This is a genomic window from Candidatus Avelusimicrobium sp. (genome assembly GCF_056976295.1).
The window spans coordinates 199,489-217,396 of sequence record NZ_DBMCTG010000001.1 but is presented as its reverse complement, the minus strand read 5'-3'; the positions used below and the strand labels follow the sequence as shown (position 1 = coordinate 217,396).

The 17,908-nt window shown below is 48.7% G+C and carries 19 protein-coding genes; 7 read left to right on the top strand and 12 right to left on the bottom strand.

Annotated elements, in window-relative coordinates:
* Positions 1-141: 141 nt before the first annotated feature.
* The 5 genes from mtaB to hrcA all read right to left on the bottom strand — a co-directional run bounded on the left by mtaB (position 142) and on the right by hrcA (position 5,719).
* Positions 142-1,371 carry a tRNA (N(6)-L-threonylcarbamoyladenosine(37)-C(2))-methylthiotransferase MtaB gene (gene mtaB / locus ACZOTW_RS01010; protein ID WP_483997242.1) on the bottom strand — a complete coding sequence of 410 codons (1,230 nt, stop codon included), beginning with the start codon at positions 1,369-1,371 and terminating at the stop codon, positions 142-144.
* Entirely contained in the window at positions 1,368-2,063 is a 696-nt protein-coding gene (locus ACZOTW_RS01005) for an RsmE family RNA methyltransferase (protein ID WP_428045421.1), read from the bottom strand. The genes mtaB and ACZOTW_RS01005 overlap by 4 nt, the downstream gene beginning before the upstream one ends.
* A 64-nt stretch (positions 2,064-2,127) precedes the next feature.
* Complete coding sequence (gene dnaK, locus ACZOTW_RS01000; protein ID WP_428077161.1) at positions 2,128-4,005, bottom strand: molecular chaperone DnaK; 1,878 nt, start codon at positions 4,003-4,005, stop codon at positions 2,128-2,130.
* 54 nt (positions 4,006-4,059) lie between these two features.
* Entirely contained in the window at positions 4,060-4,629 is a 570-nt protein-coding gene (locus tag ACZOTW_RS00995; protein ID WP_483997241.1) for a nucleotide exchange factor GrpE, read from the bottom strand.
* A complete protein-coding gene (hrcA, locus tag ACZOTW_RS00990) occupies positions 4,622-5,719 on the bottom strand; it encodes a heat-inducible transcriptional repressor HrcA (protein WP_440255918.1) in 1,098 nt (365 codons plus the stop codon). Before hrcA ends, ACZOTW_RS00995 begins: the two co-directional genes overlap by 8 nt.
* Before the next feature lie 259 nt (positions 5,720-5,978).
* Here hrcA and ACZOTW_RS00985 point away from each other — a divergent pair, with 259 nt between their 5' ends.
* From ACZOTW_RS00985 to ACZOTW_RS00975, 3 genes are read left to right on the top strand one after another with little or no spacing between them, the layout of a single operon-like run.
* Positions 5,979-6,785 carry a TatD family hydrolase gene (locus tag ACZOTW_RS00985; protein WP_428045207.1) on the top strand — a complete coding sequence of 269 codons (807 nt, stop codon included), beginning with the start codon at positions 5,979-5,981 and terminating at the stop codon, positions 6,783-6,785.
* A gap of 28 nt (positions 6,786-6,813) precedes the next feature.
* The gene (locus ACZOTW_RS00980; protein WP_483997240.1) at positions 6,814-7,461 is read left to right on the top strand and encodes a hypothetical protein; all 648 of its coding nucleotides are present in this window, start codon (positions 6,814-6,816) and stop codon (positions 7,459-7,461) included.
* Positions 7,462-7,477: 16 nt separating this feature from the next.
* Entirely contained in the window at positions 7,478-8,164 is a 687-nt protein-coding gene (locus ACZOTW_RS00975) for a hypothetical protein (RefSeq protein WP_483997239.1), read from the top strand.
* A 142-nt stretch (positions 8,165-8,306) separates the two neighbouring features.
* On the opposite strand, the gene ligA is transcribed toward ACZOTW_RS00975, so the two are convergent.
* The gene (gene ligA, locus ACZOTW_RS00970) at positions 8,307-10,286 is read right to left on the bottom strand and encodes an NAD-dependent DNA ligase LigA (RefSeq protein ID WP_428064389.1); all 1,980 of its coding nucleotides are present in this window, start codon (positions 10,284-10,286) and stop codon (positions 8,307-8,309) included.
* A 5-nt stretch (positions 10,287-10,291) separates the two neighbouring features.
* Positions 10,292-10,702: a transcription antitermination factor NusB gene (gene nusB, locus ACZOTW_RS00965; protein ID WP_177746689.1), complete on the bottom strand. Its 411-nt coding sequence runs from the start codon at positions 10,700-10,702 to the stop codon at positions 10,292-10,294.
* Positions 10,703-10,815: 113 nt separating this feature from the next.
* Here nusB and ACZOTW_RS00960 point away from each other — a divergent pair, with 113 nt between their 5' ends.
* From ACZOTW_RS00960 to rplT, 4 genes are all read left to right on the top strand, one after another.
* Positions 10,816-11,223 carry a hypothetical protein gene (locus ACZOTW_RS00960; protein ID WP_483997238.1) on the top strand — a complete coding sequence of 136 codons (408 nt, stop codon included), beginning with the start codon at positions 10,816-10,818 and terminating at the stop codon, positions 11,221-11,223.
* 81 nt (positions 11,224-11,304) lie between these two features.
* Positions 11,305-11,844: a translation initiation factor IF-3 gene (gene infC, locus ACZOTW_RS00955; protein WP_177746687.1), complete on the top strand. Its 540-nt coding sequence runs from the start codon at positions 11,305-11,307 to the stop codon at positions 11,842-11,844.
* Positions 11,845-11,947: 103 nt separating this feature from the next.
* Positions 11,948-12,154: a large ribosomal subunit protein bL35 gene (locus tag ACZOTW_RS00950; protein ID WP_177746685.1), complete on the top strand. Its 207-nt coding sequence runs from the start codon at positions 11,948-11,950 to the stop codon at positions 12,152-12,154.
* 10 nt (positions 12,155-12,164) lie between these two features.
* Entirely contained in the window at positions 12,165-12,512 is a 348-nt protein-coding gene (gene rplT, locus ACZOTW_RS00945) for a 50S ribosomal protein L20 (RefSeq protein ID WP_177746683.1), read from the top strand.
* A gap of 150 nt (positions 12,513-12,662) precedes the next feature.
* Here the strand turns inward: rplT and atpC are convergent, their stop codons facing one another.
* Genes atpC through atpA form a run of 5 tightly spaced genes read right to left on the bottom strand, consistent with a single transcriptional unit; the run spans position 12,663 to position 17,903 of the window.
* Positions 12,663-13,073 (bottom strand): ATP synthase F1 subunit epsilon, encoded by a 411-nt coding sequence (gene atpC, locus ACZOTW_RS00940; protein WP_177746681.1) that lies wholly within the window; start codon positions 13,071-13,073, stop codon positions 12,663-12,665.
* Positions 13,074-13,076: 3 nt separating this feature from the next.
* The gene (gene atpD, locus ACZOTW_RS00935; RefSeq protein ID WP_428077149.1) at positions 13,077-14,495 is read right to left on the bottom strand and encodes a F0F1 ATP synthase subunit beta; all 1,419 of its coding nucleotides are present in this window, start codon (positions 14,493-14,495) and stop codon (positions 13,077-13,079) included.
* 21 nt (positions 14,496-14,516) lie between these two features.
* The gene (atpG, locus tag ACZOTW_RS00930) at positions 14,517-15,422 is read right to left on the bottom strand and encodes an ATP synthase F1 subunit gamma (RefSeq protein ID WP_483997237.1); all 906 of its coding nucleotides are present in this window, start codon (positions 15,420-15,422) and stop codon (positions 14,517-14,519) included.
* A gap of 9 nt (positions 15,423-15,431) precedes the next feature.
* Positions 15,432-16,367: an ADP-glyceromanno-heptose 6-epimerase gene (gene rfaD / locus ACZOTW_RS00925; RefSeq protein ID WP_177746675.1), complete on the bottom strand. Its 936-nt coding sequence runs from the start codon at positions 16,365-16,367 to the stop codon at positions 15,432-15,434.
* Entirely contained in the window at positions 16,368-17,903 is a 1,536-nt protein-coding gene (atpA, locus tag ACZOTW_RS00920) for a F0F1 ATP synthase subunit alpha (protein WP_428042852.1), read from the bottom strand.
* Positions 17,904-17,908: the final 5 nt, after the last annotated feature.

The following is a 17,908-nucleotide window of genomic DNA, read 5'->3' as shown; positions in this document are numbered from 1 at the left end:
TTGCCTAAAAAAGAATCTAACTTGTTTAAAAACAAATTATATATATATTATATCAAAATCCCGCCACCAGTCCAAGCGCAGTCTTTTGATACATCCTGCCTTAGGCCCGGGCATTACTTTATTTTACCATTTTAACCGGGACTATTGGAGCCGCCCAAAGCAAATCGGGCCTTCGGCGCGGGCGATTTGTACGCGGACCAAACCGTGGACAGGGGCTGAGGCTTCCAACACGACGGGCTGAAAGTTAGACGTAATGCCGTGCGGGCGTCCGTCTTTATGTTCTTCCACAAACACTTCCTGTGCCGTACCCACCAAAGAGGCCGCAAAGGCGGCGCGCAATTCTTTATCCAGCGCGCGCAAAGCCTCTGCGCGGCGCTTGATTTCTTCGTGCGGCAGTTGCTTTAAAGCGGCCGCCGGCGTGCCGGGACGCGGGGAATAACTAAAAACGTGGAGCCCCGCCAACTTTACCTGTTTAATAAATGCGTAAGTGGCTTCAAAATCCGCTTCCGTTTCGGTGGGGTATCCGGCAATTACATCTGCAAAAATACCCATTTGCGGCACGCGGGCGCGCAACTCCTGCACTTTGGCTTCGTAGGCGGCGGTGTCGTAATGGCGGTTCATATCTTTTAGCACCTTATCGCACCCGGCCTGCAAGGGCAAGTGGAAATAATTGCAAAAGCGGGCGGGGTATCGGTGCATCATTTCTATCACGCCGTCCGTAACCGTTTGGAGTTCAATAGACGAAAAGCGTACGCGGAAATTGCCCTCCATTTGGGCAATATGGCGGCATAGTCCTGCTAAATCGGCCCCTATTTGCGGGCATTTGTAATTACCAATGTTAATACCCGTCAAAACGACCTCGGCAAAGCCCTTCCGCTCCAAAGCATCAATTTCTTTGAGTACATCTTTTAAAGGTTTGGAACGTTTTACGGGGCGGGCATGCGGTACAATACAATAGGAACAAAAACAATCGCACCCGTCCTGAATTTTGATAAATGCGCGGCTATGTCCCTCGTGTCCGGAAACCGTCCAACAAATATCGTCCGTATGAAACAGGGTCTTGCCCAAATCATATTTTCCTACAATTTCGGCTTGCGGAAATTTTTGGCGGACTTCGTCCGCGTGTGCCGCGGCATAGCACCCCGTCAGCACAAGGCGTGCGTGAGGATTGCGGCGCAGAATTTGGCGGATTTGTTTTTCCACGTCTTTATCGGCCTGGTGCGTAACCGTGCAAGTATTAAGCACGCAAATATCGGCGGTTTCAAAGGAGTCCGCAGGAACAGCCCCGGAGTTTAAAAATTGCTCCAATAATGCCTGGCTTTCCACTTGGTTGACGCGGCAACCGAAGGTTTTAATAAAAAATGTGGTCATAAGAGTTTAGCGGCTACTGCAATACAGGCCGTTTCTGCACGCAAAATATTTACCCCTAGCGTAACCGGGAGCACATTGTATTGGGCGGCTACGACAATTTCCTCGTCCGTCCACCCGCCGGCAGGCCCTACAAACACGCGCACCCGCTTGGGATTGCCTAACTTTTCAAGCCCCCATTGTAAGGTGTGTGTTTCTTCGGCCTCGTAAGCAATTAAAGAAGGTATTTCCTGCACCAAGGCCGCCGGAAATTTAACAGGCGGCAGAATTTCGGGCACAAAGGGGGTATTACATTGTTTGCAGGCGGCAATCATAATTTGGTGCCAACGGTCATTTTTGCCGTCCCATTTTTTGAGCACATCATACTCGCTGCGCTCCGTCATAATAGGGCGAAAGGCGGCTACCCCCAATTGGGTTCCTTTGTCTAATACTTCTTCCAACCCTGTACGGGAATTGGGAGCAAAGCAAAGTTCCAACTCTAAGGGAACGCGGCGCACCGCACACGGTTTTAACAATGTTCCGCGGACAAACTTTTTTTGTACGCGGTCTATGCGGGCCAAAAACTGCTTGCCTTTTCCGTCAAAAACACGGATTTCATCGCCCTCTTTATGACGGGCGACGGCGGACGCGTGGTGTGCTTCTGCGTCGGTTAAAAAAAATTCTGTTTCTTTGATATCGGCAAAATACTGCGGCATAGGGATATTTTACAAAAAAAGGGGAACCTTTCGGGTTCCCCTTTTTAGCGGCTGTATTATTAGATTATTTATCAACGACTTCCGCTTCCACTACGTCGTCTTTTCCGTCGTTGCTGGCGGCACCGGCTTGCTTGCCGGCATTGGCGCCCGCTTGGGCTCCGGCCTGTTGGGCCTGGGCGCCCGCGTTAGCCTGCTGCGATTTGTACATCGCTTCGCCAAGTTTCTGGCTGGCTTGCAAGGCCGCATCAGTGGCCGATTTCATCTTGGCGGCGTCTTCGCCTTTCAAGGCATCGCGCAAGTCATTCAACGCGCGGTCAATGGCCAAACGGTCGTCCTGGGACACTTTATCACCGTATTCTTTCAAGGCCTTTTCGGTCTGATAGAGCACGCTGTCGCCCTGGTTTTTGGCTTCAATAACTTCTTTGTGCTTTTTATCTTCGTCGGCGAATTTTTCCGCATCTTTGACGAATTTTTCCACTTCGGCATCGCTGAGTTTGTTAGGCGAACTAATGGTAATGTGCTGTTCCTTGTTAGTACCCAAGTCTTTGGCGGATACGTTCAAGATACCGTTGGCATCAATATCAAACGTAACCTCAATCTGCGGCACACCACGAGGGGCTGGCGGAATACCGTCCAAGTCAAACTTGCCCAGCGGTACGTTGTCTTTGGCCATCGGGCGTTCACCCTGCAAGACGTTAATGGTTACGGCCGGCTGGTTATCAGAAGCCGTAGAGAAGATTTGCGTCTTGCGCACCGGGATAGTGGTGTTGCGTTCAATAAGGCGCGTGCATACGCCGCCCAAAGTTTCCAAGCCCAAGGACAAGGGGGTAACGTCCAACAAGAGGACGTCTTTCACGTCGCCCGTCAAAATACCGGCTTGCACAGAGGCACCGATTGCCACGCACTCCATCGGGTCAATACCGCGTTCAATCTTTTTGCCGACCAAGTCTTCCACATATTTCTGCACAATCGGCATACGGGTCGGACCACCGACCAAGATGATGCGGTCAATTTGAGAGGCGGACAATTTGGCGTCGCTCAAAGCCTGTTCCACAGACTTGCCGCAGCGTTTTACAATGTCGTCCACCAAACTTTCCAGTTTTGCGCGGGAAAGCGTCAAAGCGAGGTGTTTGGGGCCGGTGGCATCGGCAGAGATGTAAGGCAAGTTGATGTCCGTTTCCATAGTGGTAGACAATTCAATCTTGGCTTTTTCGGCCGCGTCTTTCAAGCGTTGTTGGGCTTGAATATCTTTGGACAAATCAATACCGGTTTGTTTGCGGAATTCATCTTCCATCCATTTGATAACGGCATTATCCATATCCGTACCGCCCAAATGCGTATCGCCGGAGGTGGAAAGCACGTCAAAAGTACCTTCTTTACCCATTTCCATAATGGTTACATCCAGCGTACCGCCGCCCAAGTCAAACACCATTACTTTTTGCTCTTTCCCGGCCTTATCAATACCAAAGGCCAAGGCGGCTGCCGTCGGTTCGTTTACAAGGCGCACCACATCCAAGCCGGCGATGCGGCCCGCATCTTTGGTGGCCTGGCGCTGGTTATCGTTAAAATAGGCAGGTACTGTGATGACGGCCTTTTCCACAGGCTCGCCCAAAAAGGCTTCGGCATCCTTTTTAACTTTCTGCAAGACAAACGCAGATAATTGTTGCGGTGTAAATTCCTGTCCGCGCAAATTATATTTATAATTTTCCCCCATTTTGCGTTTGAACGCAGTTACCGTGCCATCCGGGTTGGCGATGGCCTGGCGGCGGGCAGGTTCGCCCACGAGGCGTTGCCCATCCTTGGTAAACGCTACATAAGACGGAAATGCTTTACCGCCGATAGAACTGCCTTCGGCAGACGGAATAATCGTTCCTCTGCCCCCTTCCATTACCGCCGCAGCGGTGTTAGAAGTACCCAAGTCAATACCAATAATCTTAGCCATATATGTCTATCTCCTTCAAATCTTATAAATTAAATTGTTGTCAAATGGGCGGAATTAATCTTCCGCGTGCTGGCCGACAATCACGCGCGCTGGGCGCAGGACTTTGCCGTCCATTGTAAATCCCATTTGCACTTCCTGCAACACGAGACCGTCTTGGTCCCCGGAGGAAGGAATCATCGCCACCACTTCTTGCGTGGCAGGGTCGTAAGGTTTATCAAGCACGTCCATATGCTCAATACCCTCGGCCTTAAATGCTTTTTCCATTTCGCCAAACACCATTTTCAGGCCCGTTTTAACGGCTTTAAGTTCGGCGGACATTTGACCTTCTTCTTCCTTTTTGTCCATCTCCACTAACTGACGCAAGAGCACTTCGTACGAAGGGAGCAACTTCTCGGCAAATTCTTTTTTGCCATATGCCAAGAAAGAGGCTTTTTCGCGCTCGGTGCGTTTGCGGAAGTTTTCAAAATCTGCGCTTAAACGCACATATCTGTCGTAATAGTCAGGCTTTTGTTCTGCGGCGGGAGTTTCCTGCTCGGTTTCGGCGTTGCAAGGCTGTTCTGGCTGCGGAACTTCTTGTTTCTTTTCGGCGTGTTCGTGTTCGCCGTGTTTTTCGTGCTTACTCATAATCATCTTCCCTGGAAGGTAATGCCGTCCAATTTTTCATAGAGGATTCCAACAAACTGCCGATAAAATTTACCAGCGACATCACCCGCGTATATTCCATATGTTTCGGCCCGATGATGCCCAGCATACCCACCGTTTTGTCCCCCACACGGCAAGCGGTAGAAACGATACTTAAATTTTTAAGTTCTTTCAGTTCGTTTTCGCTGCCGATACTGACATTTAATTTTTGTTTGGATTTCTCCATATCCGTCATTTTCTCGCTAAGCAGCGAGGAAAAGCGTTCGCGCTCCTCTACTACGCGCATCATTTGTTTCAAATCTTCGTAATCGTCCTCGGTCGTGTTTTCCAATAGCCGGCCGATACCTTCCACATATAACTCGTCTGCACCCGTTTGGGGGCGCTCAATATCCTTTAATACTTTCGTGGCTAAATCGGCTACGCCTGCAATTTCCGGGTGTCCGCTGTGAATATGGTGCCACAGCACTTGGCGCGCTTCCGCCAAGGTGCGGCCCGCAATCTCGCCGTTAATAAAGCGGCTGAGAACACGCAAGCGAACAGGGTCAATTACATATGCCGTGCGCACCGGCCAATGGCGTACGGCCCCGGACTGGGTTACCAAAACCGCCAACATCATACCGGGAGCCAACGGAATAAAATCAAGCCGTTGGATGCGCTGGTCGTCCACATGGGCGGTATAAACAAACCCCGCCGCACCGGACAACATTGCCAACAAACGCGAGGTTTGCACGAGCATATTGTCCACTTCGTTTACGCGCTCATCATATTGTTCTTCAATGCGTTGGCGTTCACGGGCGGCCATTTGCTGCACACTGGCCAAGTAGTCCACATAATAGCGGTAGGCTTTATCCGTAGGAATACGTCCGCCGGAAGTATGCGGCTGGTAAAGATACCCTTCTTCTTCCAGTTCCTTCATAATGTTGCGAATCGTAGCGCTGGATATATCTTGCAACGCTCCGTCCGCAATCATCTGCGAACCGACCGGGCGGCGGGTTTCCACAAACTGCTGAACCACCCACCTTAAAATCTTTTCTTTACGCGCTTTGGCAATTTCCGGTTTTAAAATTCTCATACGCTTAAACTTCCCGGGTTCTGGGAGTGTGTTTCGCTTTTATTTTAGCACTCTTTGAACCTCTCTGCTATTATTATAGGTAAAAAATTCTTTTTTGTCAACCCCCTTTTTTGAGTGCTAATTTTGAAATTATATTTTTGTATTTTCTCCTATACAAATACTAAGTTTTATTTGCGTTTAACAAGTGTTTTTTTGGATTAGTAGTTTTCGTTGCACCCGCCTGATGACGGGAGCCTGCCAGAAAAGTTACAATATTATTATGCAATTTATTGATTCACACGCACATTTGAACGACCCGGCCTTTGACCCTGACCGGGAAGAACTGATTTCTAAACTCCCCGCCGCGCAGATTGCGATGAGCGTGGAAATTGGCTGTTCGCCCGAAGAGTGGCAGCCCGCCTTGGACCTTTCCCAAAAACATCCGGGCTTTATCTCCGCCGTCCTGGGTGTCCACCCGGAATATGCCGTCAAAACCGGCCCGGGCGATTTGGAGGTTTTGTCCGGCCTGCTGAAACACAAAGATTGCGTGGCTGTGGGGGAAATCGGGCTAGATTACACTTGCTTGGATATTTCCAACAAGGAACTCCAACAAACCATTTTTTCACAAATGCTTACGCTGGCCAACCAAACGGAAAAGCCTATTGTACTGCACACCCGCCGGGAAGGCGAAGATTACAGCGCCTACGACGATGTTTTTTATTCGTTAAAACACGAGTGGAAGCAGAAATCTTCCACCGCGTATCCGGGTGTTCTCCATTGTTTTTGCGCGCGTTATGAGGAGGCCCGCAAAGCGCTAGATATGGGCTTGTTATTAGGTATTAACGGTTGCTTTACTTATAAAAAGAACGAATATATCCGCGAGGCTGTCAAAAAAGCCGGGGCAGATAAAATCATATTGGAAACAGATTGCCCGTATTTATCCCCCCAAGGCAAACGCGGGCAGCGCAACGACCCCTCCAATATCCCGCTGATTGCACAATATGCCGCCGATTATTTGGATATCCCGTTGGAAAAATTAGCCGAAATTACCACCCGCAATACAAAAGCCTTGTATGGACAGGTGTAATTTGTTATATTTTGAGAACAGAGGATTTATGAAAAAATACACGTTACTGCCTTTAATTGCCGTAGCCCTTTTAGCGGGGTGCACCACCAAAGAACAAGACGAAAAAATCAAAACTTTTTGGATGATGCAATCTATGCAATTAATGAATAAAGTGGCTAGTACTAAGATGGACCAACTGACCAAGTTAGCAGCCGGTTCGGCCAATTTCGGCGCAATGGGGGCTATGGGATCCCGCCATATGGATTTTCCTGAACATTTTGACGGCCCCACTCCGGCGCTCCCGGCGCAAAATGCGTCCACAGCCGCTGCTCCCGTCCGGCGCACGACACCCGCGCCGCAAATTATGGATGTAACGATGGACACGGACGAGTTGCCCGGCAAAGCCCCGCAAGCCGAACGTGCCAAAATGAAGCGCGCCTTTGACGCGGTGCAGGTTAACAATCAAGCAGCGTTAGTTTCTATTGAACGGACTTTCAATACCGCTGTAAAGCATAAAGCTTTTTTAATTACCACTCAAACAGAAAAGGATTTGAAAGCCGCCGCTGCCAAAAGCGCCAATTTTCAAGCCTATCTGTCCGAGCAAAAAAAGCTCTTGGCGCTGCAAGACCAGAAACTGATGCAACTGATGAAGCAGAACGCCGCTAATTTAAAACGGACCCGCCGCACCAACCGCTGATAGATAAAGGAACAGTATGAAACGATTTCAGTTTATTGTTTTCCTACTGTTGATTGCCGTTTCTCTGCATTATTTTGCCAATACCCTGCGGGCCACCTTGTTCTTAGTCCGCGGGGAATTGCCAACAAAAATGACCTCTCCAAGTGTTGCCCGCTCTGCCAAAACTGCCTTTGCCCGCCAAGTAAAGGGCGTGCGCGCCTTTTGGGATAAGTTACAACCAAAACCTAAAATGATACTGATTACATATCAAGACAGCCCGGCAGAAAAGAGCCCGGCGGTAGCGGCGCCGGGACCTGCGGTAATGCAAATCACTATGGAAAACAAACGGGAGCCCATCCGCAACACGCACTTGGGCAAAGCAAATTCCTCCAAATTAAATATGTGGCTGGCAAGCCGATGGTCCGCCAATGCAGAACTAACCGCCGAAACCGGACGATTATTTGGAGAACAGGCAAAAAAAGAAGCACTGTTCATTTTACTAGATGACGAAAAAGCCTGTCTGGACAACGCCACATCCAGCCAAACGGTCAAGGAATTCAACACCCGCCAAAGCCAAATCAACCGGCACACCATAGCCCGGTTAAACGAAGTGTTTGAGAAATATAAACAGGAAGTAACCCGCCCCAAAGGTATTTCCCCCGAGTGGGAGGCCTTTTTCCGCCGGCTGGACAATTACCGCAACGCATCCTTGCGCGTGCCTTAACCACACCCTGCGGGCGGTTTTTCTTGTCCGCCTGCTGCTGATATAAAGCCATACAGGATTGGCCTGCTATGGCAATTTATGGAAATTGGTTTTATTTAAAAAGAGGAAAGCGGAAAATGAATTTAGTTTGGTTGAACACCAACTATTTTCCTAACAGTTTTAAAAATTCTTCTTCGGTCAGTACGGGGATACCCAGTTCCTGTGCTTTTTTAAGTTTTGTTCCAGCCGCTTCCCCCGCTACTACATAGGAAGTCTTTTTGGATACACTCCCGCTGGCTTTGCCGCCGTATTCTTTGGCGAGCCGTTCGGCTTCGGTGCGGGACATCGTTTTGAGTTCGCCCGTAAACACGAGCGTTTTCCCTTCTAAAACATTTCCGGAGAGTTCCTTTTTGGGCTGGGTGAAATTAAGCCCGGCGGCACGCAATTTTTCAATTTGGGCCAAGGCACTTTGGCTATGGAAAAAATCATAAATACTTTGCGAAACCGTTTCCCCCACGTCCGGAACGGCTTGCAATTCAACCAAAGAAGCATTTTTTAAAGCATCTAAGGTGCGGAACTTGTCGGCTAAAATTTCGGCTGTTTTCGCGCCCACAAACGCAATTCCTAATGCAAAAAGCAGACGAGATAAAGGTTTTTGTTTGCTGGCTTCTATGGAGTCCAACAGGTTTTGGGCTTTTTTATCTTTAAAATTTTCCAAATTTAAAAGGTGTAGAAAAGTCAGGCCGTAGATATCGGCAAAGTCATTTACATAATGGCTTTCCAACAATTTATCCATCACCACGTCGCCCAACCCCTCAATATCCATTGCCCCGCGCGAAGCAAAGTGCAATAGGCGCGCACGCAACTGGGCCGGGCAAGCGGGGTTTATGCAATAATAACCCACCTCATCAGGCTCTTTATAAACAGGTTCCCCGCAGGAAGGACATTTGGCGGGAGGCAAAACCTCTTGCGTGCCTAATTGCTCCACCACCTTTACCATTTTGGGGATAACTTCCCCCGCACGCTCAATAATTACGCGGTCCCCAATGCGTACGCCCAAACGTTTAATTTCATCAAAATTATGCAGGGTGGTGTTGGAGATAATCACGCCCGCACACGGCACAGGTTCCAATTCGGCCACCGGGGTAATCACCCCGCTTCTGCCTACGGAAAATATAATATTTTTAACCGTCGTCGTGGCTTGCGGGGCGGGATATTTAAAGGCAATCGCCCAGCGCGGGCTTTTAGCCGTTACCCCTAATATCCGTTGGTCCTCAAACCGGTTCACCTTTACCACCAGGCCGTCCACGTCAAAGGGCAGTTGGTGGCGGGATTCGTTAAACTGGTTGTAAAAACGGATTACGTCGCTGATGAGCGTCGTTTTCGTGCGGACAGGGCAAACGGAAAAGCCCCAAGATTTGCACAAATCAATAAACCCGCTGAAACTGTCTGCGGCTATGTTACCCGTACCAAACGAATGGGCAAAAAATTTAAGGGGCCGCTGGGCCGTAATAAGCGGGTCCTTTTGGCGCAAAGACCCTGCCGCCGCGTTACGCGTATTGGCAAAAATATTTTCGCCTTTTAATTGCTGGCGTTCGTTGAGGGCGGTTAAATCCTTTTTATCCAAATAAACTTCGCCGCGCACTTCCAAAAGTCCGGCAGGGGCATTTTCTATCTTTTGCGGGATATTTTTAATAGTGCGGACATTTAAAGTAATATCCTCGCCTACTTTGCCGTCCCCGCGGCTGGCGGCCGTAATCAAAATACCGTTTTCGTAAGTGAGAGAGCAGGAAACTCCGTCAATTTTTCCCTCCACCACCATTTCAAAATTGTTGCGCTGTAAAATTTTTTCCGCGCGGGCATACCACTCCCGTATTTCGTCCGGAGAATAGGAATTATCCAAGGACATCATCGGCACGGCGTGCTTGACGGGCGTAAATAAATTGCCCGCTTGCCCACCCACGCGCTGGGTGGGAGAGTTTTTGGTGCGGTATTGCGGATATTGGTCTTCTAAATCTTTAAGTTGTTTGTAAAGTTCATCGTACTGTGTATCGGACAAAACAGGGTTGTCCAAGTTATAGTACAGGTTATTGTGATAATTGACCAGTTTTTTAAGCCGCTCAATTTCTTCTTTCGGGTGCATAACTTTTATTTGCGTTCTTTTTTCAGTTGATCCAACAATCCGTTAATAAATTTGCTGGAATTTTCGGTGGAATATTTTTTTGCCAGTTCAATGGCTTCGTCCATAATTGCGGCCAAGGGCGTGTGCTCGGGGCTGAAAACCATTTCGTAAGTAGCCATACGCAAAATAGAGCGGTCCACCGCTGACATACGCGAAATGGTCCAGTTTTTGGCATAGGAGGAAACGAGTTTATCAATTTCGGGCAAATGTTCCGTGGTGCCGGTAACTAATTCTTCGCAGAACGGATAGCAATCGCCCAAGTCGTGTTTGAAATCCGCCGCGTAACGCAAAATATTGTTTTCATCGGCCGATTTGGAACTGTCGGCGTAATAAAGCGATTGTAGGGCACACTCACGGGCCATTCTTCTGTTACTCATAGTTTCCACCTGTATAAAGCGTACAAATTTTAAATAAAAGTTTACATCTATTTTAGCAAATTTACGTCGTCCTTGCAGAGCCGCCTTGCGCGGGTTTGTGGTAAAATATATTTATGAATAGAAAAGTCCTTTTTACAATGATTCTAGCATCTTCTTTGGGTGCGTGTGCTTCCACCGGACCGTTGACAGGTGCGGACAGAGATAAACACGGCTGTATTCCGTCCGCGGGGACCGCTTGGAGCAACGTGAAACAAACGTGCGTACAACCCTGGAAAGAGGGTATCCGCCTGACCCAAACCGCACAAACGGGCAGTGCGCAATTTGCCGCGTACGTCATTTTATCGGCAGACGGAACCCGGGCCGAAGTGTTCACCAAAGACGGAAGCCAAGTGTTGGTCCGCTCTTTTACGGAAGACGGCCCCCAATGGAGCGGGGAAAAGGTACTTCTTAAACGGTTGCCCGCCTCGTGGGAAATGTACGAAAACGGAACGCTATCATACCGGGCGGAACAGGCACAATAATTTTGACACCCGGTCTAGTAAGTTTGTATAATAAAAATGTTCCCGTATAGGGACAATTTTTGCAAAAAGATAATATAGATAATGGCCAGATTTGATAACAGAAGAGAATACAAAAAAGATCTCTACCGCAGAAACCAAAATATTCGCGTACCCGAAGTGCGCGTGATTAATTCCGACGGAAGTATGGTCGGCATTTTGCCGGTGGCGCAAGCCATCGCCCTGGCTAAGGAACAAGAGTTGGACTTAGTGGAAATTTCTCCCAACGCCCAACCTCCTGTCTGTAAGATACTTGATTACAACCGGTATGTGTACGAACAGGGTAAAAAAGCCGCGGAAGCCAAAAAGAAACAAGCCAAAGTAACCTTGAAAGAGTTACGCATTAAATCGCGCATTGCCGCGCACGATTTGGACGTAAAAATCCGCCAAATTGAAGAATTTTTGCGTAAGAAAGATATGGTGCGTTTTGTAGTGGTGTTCCACGGGCGCGAAAACCAGCACAAAGACATTGGCATCCAGATTTTGAACGATACGGCCAAACGCTTGGCCGAAATTGCCAATGTGGACGGCGGTTTGCAGCAGTTGGGCAACCGTATGTCTATGACGTTTGTGCCCAAAAACTAAACAGATTTTTAGGTCCTTTTTAGTGTACTGCGTGCGGGGCTTGACCGGCTCCCGGCGCAGGTCGTTCTGAAAAAGGGCTAATTAAACAGAGGTAATATTAACAATGCCTAAATTGAAAAACCATAGCGGTGGTAAAAAACGTTTCAGAAAAACCGCAACGGGTAAATTTACCCACAGAAAAGCCGGCAGAAAACACTTGCTTACGCCTGTTTCTGCCTCCCGGAAGCACGAAATGAGAAAGACCGGCGTCATTACGCCTGAGTCCAACAAAGGGAAGATTTTGGAAAAATATCTCCCGATGGCCAAATAAGAGGTAGAAAATGAGAATTAAATTCAGCGTCGCGAGACACGCGAGAAAGAAAAAAGTATTGAAAAGAGCCAGCGGCTATTACGGAGATAAATCCCGCCGCTTGCGTATGGCCACCCAGCAGCTGGATCACTCCGGCGTGCACGCTTATGTGGACCGCAAAGACAAAAAAACCACTTACCGCCAGATGTGGATTACCCGCATCAACGCCGCGGTGAGAGAAGAAGGTTTGTCTTACTCCAAATTCATCAGCGGCTTGGCCAAAGCCAACATTACGCTTAACCGCAAAATGTTGTCTGAAATGGCGATTAAAGACCCGGTGTCCTTCAAGAAATTGGTGGACGTGGTAAAAGCCGCCTAAAAGCGTTCTTGCAGCAAGTAAAGCCCGTACCGCTTATGTGGTGCGGGCTTTTTTACGGTCTCTTTCGGGCAGACATCCTTTTTTAAAAGCATAAAAATACCCCGCCGGGACAACTTCTTCCAAGCGGGGTATAGAAACTGCAAATACTGCTTACATATGCCGTTTTTTGACTTTCATACGCGCAATGGCTTGTTTTAATTCCATTTCGGCAAGTTCAAAATCAATATCGGCATCTTTGCCGGAGAGAGATTCCTTCGCCTTTTTAATTTTTTGCTTTTCGGCTTCTTCGTCAATCTCGTCCGCCAAGGCGGCGTTTTCGGCAAATACGTTTACCACGTCGTTGAGCACTTCCACAAACCCGCCTAACGCAGCAAACTCTTCTTCCTTCCCGTCCTTTTTATAACGCAGGGAACCCATACCCAACTGCACAATTGTTTTGACGTGCCCGGGCAGAATACCCATTTCCCCCAGCAAAGCGGGCAGAACAACCATATCCACTTCCAGGTTGGAAATAAGCGGTTTTTCCGGCGTAATCAGGTTAAGGGTCAGTTTTTTTGCCATAAATTACTCTTTGTCTTTTACTTTTTCGTAATTGGACAACACATCGTCTATGCCGCCACACATATAGAAGCAAGACTCCGGGATATGGTCGTATTCGCCTTCCACAATGCCCTTAAAGGCTTTAATGGTATCGGCCAATTTGACGTATTTGCCCGGGTGCCCCGTAAATTGTTCGGCCACCGAGAACGGTTGAGACAAGAACTTTTGAATTCTTCTGGCGCGGGCCACGGTCTTTTTATCCTCGTCGCCGAGTTCATCCATACCCAAAATGGCAATAATATCCTGCAAATCTTTGTATTTCTGCAAGATTTTGCGTACGCTTTGGGAAACATTATAATGTTCAGCGCCGATAATGCGCGGGTCCAAAATGCGGGACGTGGATTCCAAGGGGTCCACCGCCGGATAAATACCCAAACTGGCAATTTGGCGCGACAATACGGACGTGGAATCCAAGTGCGTAAATGTAGCCGCCACACCGGGGTCGGTTAAGTCGTCGGCGGGAACGTAAACGGCCTGAATAGACGTAATAGCGCCTTTTTTAGTGGAAGTAATACGTTCCTGCAAGTTGCCGATTTCAGTGTTTAACGTTGGCTGATAACCTACCGCAGAGGGCATACGGCCCAAAAGGGCGGATACTTCGGAGTTAGCAAGCACAAAGCGGAAGATGTTATCCAAGAACAACAGCACGTCCTGGCCTTTTACATCACGGAAATATTCCGCCTGCGTAAGAGCAGTCAAGGCTACTTTGGCACGGGCACCTGGCGGTTCGTTCATTTGTCCATAGACCAGTACCGTTTTGTCCAGTACGGTGCTGCCGTCCGAAAGTTTGGATTCGCTCATTTCCAGCATCAAATCGTTCCCTTCGCGGCTTCTTTCCCCCACACCGCCGAACACGGAACTGCCGTGGTGCTCACGCGCCACGTTGTTAATGAGTTCCATAATAAGTACGGTTTTGCCTACACCGGCTCCGCCGAACAGACCTACTTTTCCCCCTTTCATATATGGGGCAATCAGATCAATAACTTTAATACCGGTTTCAAAAATTTCCGGGGTTGGGTTTTGGTCCTCTAAGGTCGGCGGGTCGCGGTGAATAGGCATATTCATAGCGGCCTTGATATCGCCTTTGTGGTCCTGCGCCTTGCCCAGCACGTTCATCAAACGGCCCAGGCACGCTTCCCCCACCGGCACGGACAGAGGCCCTTCGGTATCCACGGCTTTGGCTCCGCGTTGGAGACCGTCGGTACTTTCCAAAGATACGCAGCGCACAATCCCGTCGCCCATTTGCTGGGCCACTTCGGCCACAATCTTTTTCCCGCCGTCCATTTCTATTTCAATGGCGTTCTCAATAGCGGGGAGATGGTCTTGTTCAAACTGCACGTCCACCGCCGCGCCAATGATTTGAATTACTTTTCCAGTCTTCATATGGTTTCCTGTATTGTAGAATTAACTGTTCAGGGCTTCGGCCCCGTTCACAATATCCAAAATTTCGTTCGTAATGCTGGCCTGGCGCACCTTGTTGAGTTTTACACCCAACGCAGCAACCAGTTCCCCGGCATTTTTGCTGGCGGCGTCCATTGCGTTCATAGTAGCGGCCAAGTTGGCTGCCTGCGATTCCAGCAGCATACGGTACATATTGGCCTTTACCAAACGGGGCACCAAAAGTTTAAAAATTTCCAGCATACCCGGTTCAAATAAAAAGTCGCTTTCATCTTTTTTATTTTCCGTGGCTTCAAAATGGAAGGGTAAGAACTTCTGCTCTACCAAATTTTGGCTGGCCAGGGATTTAAAGTCGTTGTAAATCAGCGTTACGGAGCCGAGGTTTTGCTCAAAATACGTTTTGAGCACCGCTTCGCCCAACAGTTCAGCGTGCGCGTAAGATACCTTAGGAAAGATACCTACGCTTTCATATACCAAATGCAGGTTCGGCATTTTCAAGCGCGCCAAAAAATCACGCCCTTTTTTACCTACGGCAAAAACAAAGACTTCCTTGTCCTGGTTTGCCTTTAAAAAGTGCAGTGCGCTGCGCAGAATAACGGCATTAAACGAACCCGCCAGCCCTTTATCACCCGTAATGACGAGGAGCCCGACTTTCTTCGGGTTCCCCGTCTTGTTGATAAAAAAGCGTCCTGCCCAACTTTCTGCCGCGTCATCCGGCTGCGGCATAGCCAAAATATCCTGCTTTAAATCGTCCACCATTTGATACATTTTTTTGGCGAACGGACGGGCGGCGGTCATCGCATCCTGCGCACGGCGTATGCGGGCGTTAGAAATCATCTTCATCGTCTGCATAATCTGCTGCGTGGATTTGATGGCTTTAATATTTTGCCGTATGTCCCTTAACGATTCCATAGCGGTTCCTTATTTGTTGCGGCCTTCCAAAATGGACACATAATCCGCAATACCCGCTTCCAACGAGTAGTCCGGCTCGTAGCCCAATTTTTCTTTGGATTTGGTAATATCCGCCTGGGTTTTTAACTGGAAGAACGGATACGGATTATCAATGTATTCCGGTTCCAAGTTAGTGCCCAGTTCTTTGTTTAAGCATTTGATAATGTCGTTATAATCGCGCGGAATACCCGTAGCGGCATTGTAAACGCCTGTTTCTTTGCCGTTATTCAAGGCGCAAAGGTTGATTTTAACGATATCCTTTACATACACAAAGTCGCGCATTTGCTCGCCGTGTTTGAACACGCGCGGGCGTTTGCCGGCCTTCATCTGGTTGTATAACTGATAGACCATACTGGCCATTTTGCCCTTAAAATATTCGCCGGGACCATATACGTTAAAATAACGCAAACCGATAATCTTCATATCATTATTATCGTCGGCAAATTGGCGGGCTACATTATCCATAATGGCCTTAGAAAAGCCATAGACGTTTTCCGGGTGTGTGGGCTGCGTTTCCACATTGGGAACAGGCCCGTTGCCGTAAGTGGCCGCAGAAGAAGCGTAAATAACCTTTTTAATCTCGTTATCCGCCGCAAAAGCGAGTAAATTCTTGAACGCTTCCACATTTTGTTCCATCATCGCTTTCTGGTCCATAACCGTCGTATCGGTGATGGCCGCTTCGTGGAAAATGGCGTCAAAATACATATCGGTCGGCATATATTCAAACAAGTCAGCCGTAATGACGTCGCCCTTAAAACCGATTAAGTTTTTGAAATGTCCGTTTTTGGAAAAATCGTCCAATACGGTGACTTCGTGTCCCTGGGCTTCCAGCGTTTTAGCAATGTTACTGCCGATAAATCCGGCACCGCCGGTAACCAGGTATTTTTTCTTGGTTTTAGCGTCCATTTATTTCTCCTGTTGTGAGGGTTTAAAAACCGTTTTAAAAGCATCTAACGCGCTGACCATTTTTTCTTCCACTTCTTGGGTCAGTTCCACAGAGGCATTGAGCATATCCAGCACGTCCTTGCGTTCGGCGCGGGCATAGGCGAGGAGTTGTTTTTCGTACTCCAACACGTCGCTTACTTCCACCGTGTCCAAATAGCCGTGAGTCCCCGCGTAGAGGACCAACACTTCTTCGCCTACTTTCATAGGAGAATACTGGTTCTGCTTTAACAGTTCCGTCATACGTTTACCGCGGGCAATTTGGCGTTGGGATTCTTTATCCAGTTCGGAACCGAATTGGGCAAAGCCTTCCAATTCTTGATACTGGGATAAGTCAATACGCAGTGTACCGGCCACTTTGCGCATTGTTTTGCGCTGGGCCGAACCACCCACGCGGGATACGGACAAACCGACGTTAATAGCCGGCTTAATACCGCTTAAAAACAGGCTGCTTTCCAAGTAAATCTGTCCGTCGGTAATAGAAATTACGTTGGTTGGAATATACGCGGAAACGTCGTTGGCCTGCGTTTCAATAATAGGCAAAGCGGTAATGGAACCGCCGCCGTTTTCTTTGGAAAGTTTGCAAGCACGTTCCAACAAGCGGGAATGCAAGTAAAATACGTCGCCGGGGTAGGCTTCGCGGCCTGGCGGACGGCGCAACAGCAAGGACATCTGGCGATATGCCTGCGCGTGTTTAGACAAATCGTCATACACAATAAGCACATCTTTGCCCTGCCACATAAAATATTCGCCGATAGCGCAACCTGCGTATGGGGCGATATACAAAAGGGAGGCCGGGTCCGAAGCGGTGGCGGACACTACAATCGTATAGTCCATAGCCCCAAAATCGGTCAAAGTTTTGACCACTTGGGCCACCGTGCTCTGTTTTTGGCCGACAGCCACATAAATACAGATGCAGCGCTCGGAAGCGGGAATATTCTTTTGGTTGATAATAGCGTCCACCGCAATAGCGGTTTTACCCGTTTGGCGGTCGCCGATAATCAGTTCGCGCTGGCCTTTGCCAATCGGCACCATTGCGTCAATGGCTTTGATACCGGTTTGGAGCGGCTGTTTAACGGGCTGACGGTCAATAATACCGGGGGCTACAATGTCCAGCGGCATATTTTTATCGGTTTTTACCGCACCCTTGCCGTCCAATGCGTTGCCGAGCGGGTCCACCACGCGGCCAATCATATCTGCGCCTACGGGAATACTGATAACTTCGCCGGTGCGTTTAACGGTACCGCCTTCGTGAACCAAATGGTCCGGCCCCATCAGCACGCAGCCGACGTTGTCGTATTCCAGGTTCAGCGCCATACCTTTTACCCCGTTGCCGAAGTCCACCAATTCCGATGCTTTTACGTTGTTTAACCCGTGTACGCGGGCGATACCGTCCCCTACCTGGATAACGGTACCTACTTCGTTTACATCAGCAGACGCGTCAAAATGTTCAATTTTTTCTTTAATGATATTGGTTATTTCTTCTGGTCTGATTGCCATATAAT

Coding starts and splice junctions, on each gene's coding strand:
- dnaK (WP_428077161.1), bottom strand. CDS start 4,005: ATGGCTAAGATTATTGGTATTGACTTGGGTACTTCTAACACCGCTGCG.
- rfaD (WP_177746675.1), bottom strand. CDS start 16,367: ATGGACGCTAAAACCAAGAAAAAATACCTGGTTACCGGCGGTGCCGGA.
- ACZOTW_RS00975 (WP_483997239.1), top strand. CDS start 7,478: ATGAAACGATTTCAGTTTATTGTTTTCCTACTGTTGATTGCCGTTTCT.
- atpA (WP_428042852.1), bottom strand. CDS start 17,903: ATGGCAATCAGACCAGAAGAAATAACCAATATCATTAAAGAAAAAATT.
- infC (WP_177746687.1), top strand. CDS start 11,305: ATGGCCAGATTTGATAACAGAAGAGAATACAAAAAAGATCTCTACCGC.
- ACZOTW_RS00985 (WP_428045207.1), top strand. CDS start 5,979: ATGCAATTTATTGATTCACACGCACATTTGAACGACCCGGCCTTTGAC.
- rplT (WP_177746683.1), top strand. CDS start 12,165: ATGAGAATTAAATTCAGCGTCGCGAGACACGCGAGAAAGAAAAAAGTA.
- ACZOTW_RS01005 (WP_428045421.1), bottom strand. CDS start 2,063: ATGCCGCAGTATTTTGCCGATATCAAAGAAACAGAATTTTTTTTAACC.
- ACZOTW_RS00950 (WP_177746685.1), top strand. CDS start 11,948: ATGCCTAAATTGAAAAACCATAGCGGTGGTAAAAAACGTTTCAGAAAA.
- atpD (WP_428077149.1), bottom strand. CDS start 14,495: ATGAAGACTGGAAAAGTAATTCAAATCATTGGCGCGGCGGTGGACGTG.
- ACZOTW_RS00980 (WP_483997240.1), top strand. CDS start 6,814: ATGAAAAAATACACGTTACTGCCTTTAATTGCCGTAGCCCTTTTAGCG.
- nusB (WP_177746689.1), bottom strand. CDS start 10,702: ATGAGTAACAGAAGAATGGCCCGTGAGTGTGCCCTACAATCGCTTTAT.
- ACZOTW_RS00960 (WP_483997238.1), top strand. CDS start 10,816: ATGAATAGAAAAGTCCTTTTTACAATGATTCTAGCATCTTCTTTGGGT.
- hrcA (WP_440255918.1), bottom strand. CDS start 5,719: ATGAGAATTTTAAAACCGGAAATTGCCAAAGCGCGTAAAGAAAAGATT.
- mtaB (WP_483997242.1), bottom strand. CDS start 1,371: ATGACCACATTTTTTATTAAAACCTTCGGTTGCCGCGTCAACCAAGTG.
- ligA (WP_428064389.1), bottom strand. CDS start 10,286: ATGCACCCGAAAGAAGAAATTGAGCGGCTTAAAAAACTGGTCAATTAT.
- atpG (WP_483997237.1), bottom strand. CDS start 15,422: ATGGAATCGTTAAGGGACATACGGCAAAATATTAAAGCCATCAAATCC.
- atpC (WP_177746681.1), bottom strand. CDS start 13,073: ATGGCAAAAAAACTGACCCTTAACCTGATTACGCCGGAAAAACCGCTT.
- ACZOTW_RS00995 (WP_483997241.1), bottom strand. CDS start 4,629: ATGAGTAAGCACGAAAAACACGGCGAACACGAACACGCCGAAAAGAAA.